This window comes from Streptomyces sp. (assembly GCF_050698815.1).
Taxonomy (GTDB): domain Bacteria; phylum Actinomycetota; class Actinomycetes; order Streptomycetales; family Streptomycetaceae; genus Streptomyces.
Window position 1 is genome coordinate 1 of record NZ_JBOHCV010000790.1, and the last position, 4,488, is coordinate 4,488.

A 4,488-nucleotide genomic window follows, 5' to 3' on the forward strand; every position below is an offset into this window, starting at 1 on the left:
GCAGGAGATCAAGCCGCAGGCGCGGGTGCTGGCGACGGACCGGGGCATCGGCTGCGTCACCCTCGACTACAACGCCCTGCGCGGCATCGAGGACGACAAGCTCCGGCTCTTCTGAGGCGCGTACGAAAGCCCGGACAGCGCGCCGACGGTGCCTCAGCCGGATGGCGTAGGCGACCCGCTGGTCGTGGTGCCCGAACTGCCGCTGGTCGTACTGCCGGCGGCGGAGCCGCCAGTGGTCGTGGTGGTGGTACCGCCGTCGGCCGTACTGCCACCGTCGGTCGTACTTCCACCGTCGGTCGTGCTGCCACCGTCGGTCGTGCCACCGTCGGCGCCGGTGCTGGTGCCGCCGTCGGTGGTACTGCCGCCGGTGTCGGTACCACCGTTGCCGGTACCGCCGTCGGTGGACGTGCTGCTGGAGGACGAGCCGCCGGAGCCTCCCGGCACGCTGTCAGACCCCGACGGCGTGTCGTCCGGCTGCGAACTGCTGTCGCTCGGCGACGCACCGCTCGCGCTCTCGGAGGCACCGGGCGACTCGCTGGTGGGGCCGGGGCTCTCGGACCTGCTCGTGCTCCGGCTCTCCGGGCTGTCCTCGCTCGACTCCGGGTCGTCCGCGGTCAGTTCCTTGTCGTCCTCCTGCTGGCTGGAGGACTGACGGGGGTTGACCTGACCGGGCGGAGCGTTCTCGTCCGAGGCACCGCCGAGGGTGACGATCGTGCCGAGTACGGCGACCAGCACGGCGCCCGCGCCCGCGGCCACCAGGTTTCGCCGGGTGCCGGCCAGCGGACTGCCGCCGCTCCCCGTGGGGGTGGCAGGGTACGCACTGTGCGCGGCCGTGGCCGCCACGGTCGGCGTGGCGTCCGGGCTGTCCGCGCCCTTCGCACTGTCCGCCGGGCCACCGCCCACAACGCCCAGGGCTTTCCGCAGGCGGGCCGTCACATCGGCGGGTACGGCGTGGGAGGCCGCCGCGGCCCCCGGCGTCACCGCCGACGCCTGTTCCGCGGCCGCCCTCAGGTCCGTGACCAGCGCCAGCGCCCGCCGGCCCGCGACCGTGCCGCGGTGGTCCGCGAGCACACCGCGCAGCCCGATGGAGGCCTCCAGCTCCGTGTTGGCCCGCTCCAGCCGGCCGGTGCAGAGCGCGAGCACCCCCAACTCGTGGTGGAAGTAGGCCTCTTCCGCGACCTCACCCGCCGTACGCGCCGCTTCCAGCCCTCCGCGCAACACCCGGTCCCACGCGCTCCAGCGCAGTGCGGCGGCGACTATCGGAGCGGCCGCGTGGGCGAGCAGCACGGCGGCGCTCGCGTGTCCGCCGCGCTGGGCGCCGTGCACGGCGGCGAGCAGCACGTCGGCCTCCGCGCCGATCCGTTCCGGGATCACGGCGGGATGGCCGACCCACCAGCCGTAGTGCTGTGCGGCGGTGAGGGCGCGGGCGTCCGCGCCGTCCGCGTAACCCGCCCGGGTCAGGTCCTCGGCGACCGAGGCCGCCAGCCGGTAGTGCGCGCCCGCCGCCGTGACCAGCCCGGCCGCGGCCAGCTCCGCCACCGCTTCACCGGCCTGCGGGTCGCCGACGAGAGCGGGCAGCTGGGTGTGGTGCGGGAGTTCGCCCGCGAGGGCGACGGCGAAGCGCAGCGCGTCACGCGCGGCGGGGGTGAGCCGGTCGGCGATCCGGGCCGTCATGCCGGTGTCCGCGCCGCTGCCGGTGCCGGTCTCCGAGTCCGTACCGGTGTCCGTACCACCGGCCGGCTCGCGGACGCCGCCGTGCAGGAGCAGCGCGCCCGCCCGCACCAGGCGCAGCGGCAGCCCCTCCGAGGCCCCTTCCGAGGCGAACCACAGGTCGCTCGCCCAGTCGGTCTCCTCGTTGGTGAGCGGCCGCCGCACGGCGTGTTCCAGCAGTTCCAGTGAACCGGTGCGGCTGAGCCCGGAGAGGAGGACCTCCTCCACCCGCGACTCGGCCGAGGGGGCGGCGACGTCCGGGGTGGCGGCGAGGAGGTAGGCGCATTCGGGGGTGGCGTCCAGCAGCTCGTCCAGTGCGGCGCCGCCGAACTCGAGGTCGTCGAGGACGACGATGGCGCCGACGTCGCGCAGGACCATGCGGACCTCCTCACTCGCGGGCCGCTGCCGGGGAGCGTCGTACACGGCCGCGAAGAGTTCCTGCAGCAGGTCCGCAGGGGTGCGGTGGTAACCGCTCAGCCGCACCACGCCGTCGGGGGCGAGCCCGGCGACGTCCTCGGCGACGGCGTCCAGCAGCGTGCTGCGCCCCGCGCCGGACGGACCGGTCAGCCGTATGGACCGCCCACGCGCGAGCTGCCGCGCCAACTGCTCGCGCTCCTCGTCGCGCTCCAGCATGGGCAGGGCGAACGCACCCGCCGGGGTGCCGCCGGCGGGGGTGGCGGAGCTGCCCTGCGCGGGGCGGTGAGCAGGCGTCAGTTTGCGGGGCGTGCCGGGCAGCTCGCCCGGCGGGCAGGGCTCGATCTCACTGCCGTCGACGGGGTTGACGGTGAGCAGGTGCGGGCCTGCGATGAGACGCACCATCCGGGCCGTGCGGGCCGGATCGGTGCCGTCGCCGCCGTCGACGTCGCCGTGCTGACCGTTGTCGTGCTGAACCATGGTGGATTGCCCCCAGTTGCTGCGGTACGGGCGACGCCCCCTCGTCCCCCGTCGGCCTCCCCGTGGTGCATGGGTCGCGGGACCGGCAGCACCGTCGGAGCCTGGCGCTGCTCCTCGGACAGTATTACCGGGCGAGCAGAGCGTTGTCGGGAACGTTTACGTCAAGGGTTGGTGAGGATCTGGGCGTCGGGGACCGGATCGCCGCCCTCGATGGCGAGGATGCGGTGCAGCCGGGTGGCCATCAGCAACCGTTGCATCTGCGGAGGCACGTCACGCAGCACCAGCCGCCGGCCGCAGCGTCCGGCGCGGCGGTGGGCACCCATGATCACTCCGAGTCCGGTGGCGTCCCAGGAATCGAGTCCGGCCAGGTCCAGCACCAGATCGCCGTCACCGGAGTCGACGGCGGCGTGCAGGACCGTACGGGCGTCCGCCGCGCTCCGGACATCGAGGCGACCCCCGACGGCCAGCTCGGCGTGGTCGCCCCTGATATGCATAGCTGCTCCCCGGATGTGTGGCTGGTCCGCGTACCTTTACGTCTGATGCTTCACTGCAACTGACTGCGAAAGGGGCAGTCCAGTTGCCGTCCGTGCTCGAACCGATACGGAAATCACCCGTCCGAGCGAACCGATATCGAACGTTTCCCCTGTTATCGGCGGTATCGGCGGATATCCGCGTGTGTCAGTGTTCGTAGAAGCCCCGGCCGCTCTTGCGGCCGATGTCGCCCGCGTCGACCATCCGGCGCATGGATTCCGGCGGGGCGAACTTCGGGTCCTGGGACTCGGCGTAGATGTTCTCGGTGGCGTGCAGAAGGATGTCGACGCCGGTGAGGTCGGCCGTGGCCAGTGGCCCCATCGCGTGACCGAAGCCCAGCTTGCAGGCTGTGTCGATGTCTTCGGCGCTGGCCACGCCCGACTCCTGCAGCTTCGCCGCCTCGACGACGAGGGCGGAGATCAGCCGGGTGGTGACGAAGCCCGCCACGTCGCGGTTGACCACGACGCAGCTCTTGCCGACCGACTCGGCGAACTCACGTGCGGCGGCCAGGGTTTCGTCGCTCGTCCGGTGTCCCCGTACGAGCTCGCACAGCGCCATCATCGGGACGGGCGAGAAGAAGTGTGTACCCACGACCCGTTCGGGGCGGCCGGTCGCCGCCGCGATCTTGGTGATCGGGATGGCGGAGGTGTTGGAGGCGAGGATCGCCTCGTCCTTGACCAGCGTGTCGAGCGTGCCGAAGATCTCCCGCTTGACCTCGATCTTCTCGAAGACGGCCTCCACGACGACGTCCGCGTCGGCTGCCGCGTCCAGATCGGTGGTGGTGGAGATGCGGGCGAGCGCCGCCTGCGCCGCCTCACCCTCGAGCTTGCCCTTGCTCACGAACTTGTCGTAGGACGCCTTGATGCCGTCCATGCCACGGGTCAGCGCCTCGCCGGTCACATCTCGCAGGACCACGTCCCAGCCCGCGTGGGCCGAGACCTGAGCGATGCCGGACCCCATGAGCCCCGCACCGATGACGGCGAGCTTCTTCGCCACGACTTCCACCCTGCCCTTGTCAGCCTCGTCAGCCCTGCCCGGCCGTGCCGGGCCGCCTTCACGTGAACGCCTGTTGGGCGGACATTAGCGCCTCGGCAAGGGCTTGTGGCGGCGAAGAGACACGCGTCACGTCTCACATGGCGGACATCACACCGATGATGTCCGGTCCGCCCGGCGTGGCCGGGTCCCCCCGATCCGCGGGTCTCCCCCAGCCCTGTCGCCATCTCACTCCGTGGGCCGTACCGCGCAGTTGGGGAACCCGCGCACGTCGTGCCGACCCGATCGCTCCCTCGATGCTGTGCCGACCAGCGCGATCAAGGCCGAAGGCTGGCAGGCGGTGGCGTACGCGCGTACGCC

At 72.4% G+C, this 4,488-nt stretch carries 3 protein-coding genes and 1 pseudogene; 1 reads left to right on the plus strand and 3 read right to left on the minus strand.

The window, feature by feature from the left end; genetic code table 11:
• Positions 1-115: pseudogene (locus ACRDP3_RS28350) on the plus strand (endonuclease NucS); the annotation flags it as partial.
• A gap of 38 nt (positions 116-153) precedes the next feature.
• Here the strand turns inward: ACRDP3_RS28350 and ACRDP3_RS28355 are convergent.
• From ACRDP3_RS28355 to ACRDP3_RS28365, 3 genes are all read right to left on the minus strand, one after another.
• Complete coding sequence (locus ACRDP3_RS28355) at positions 154-2,604, minus strand: ATP-binding protein (protein ID WP_431519882.1); 2,451 nt, start codon at positions 2,602-2,604, stop codon at positions 154-156.
• A gap of 161 nt (positions 2,605-2,765) precedes the next feature.
• Complete coding sequence (locus ACRDP3_RS28360; protein WP_431519883.1) at positions 2,766-3,098, minus strand: STAS domain-containing protein; 333 nt, start codon at positions 3,096-3,098, stop codon at positions 2,766-2,768.
• A gap of 184 nt (positions 3,099-3,282) precedes the next feature.
• Complete coding sequence (locus ACRDP3_RS28365; RefSeq protein ID WP_431519884.1) at positions 3,283-4,131, minus strand: 3-hydroxyacyl-CoA dehydrogenase family protein; 849 nt, start codon at positions 4,129-4,131, stop codon at positions 3,283-3,285.
• Between the last annotated feature and the right edge of the window lie 357 nt (positions 4,132-4,488).